1 pseudogene is annotated in these 377 nt (G+C 62.3%); it reads left to right on the top strand.

Features of this window, described 5'->3' with window-relative positions:
• Positions 1–377: pseudogene (locus FC814_RS22595) on the top strand (hypothetical protein); the annotation flags it as partial.

Below are 377 nucleotides of genomic sequence, written 5' to 3'. Positions count from 1 at the left end.
CCGCTCCTGGCCTCCGCCATTCAGAGACTGACCGGAACCGGGGCGGAACTGGTACTGTCCGGCAGTCAGTGGCAGTCGCTGCCGGTACTTCCGGCAGACGGAACGCAGGTGTCTTTCCCGTATGCCGGAGAATGGCTGACCGAAGACGAAATCAGGGCTGTTCTTGATGCGGTGCACGATGCGGTACGAAGCATCTGTTACCAGGTGGCAGAAGATGCGCGGCGTATCCGTGCGGCGCTGACCACCACCGGTCAGACGTTGCTGACCCGCCAGACGCGCCGCTTTCGCCTGGTCGTGAAGGAAAGCGATCACCCCTGCTGGCTCGATGAAGATGACGAAAACCTGCCCGTGGTGCTCGATGCCATCGTGAACCGGGG

The sequence above is a fragment of the Escherichia sp. MR genome (genome assembly GCF_005280595.1).
In the GTDB taxonomy this organism is placed as follows: domain Bacteria; phylum Pseudomonadota; class Gammaproteobacteria; order Enterobacterales; family Enterobacteriaceae; genus Escherichia; species Escherichia ruysiae.
The sequence above is the reverse complement of the archived record's forward strand: the minus strand, read 5'-3'. Positions and strand labels throughout refer to the sequence as shown.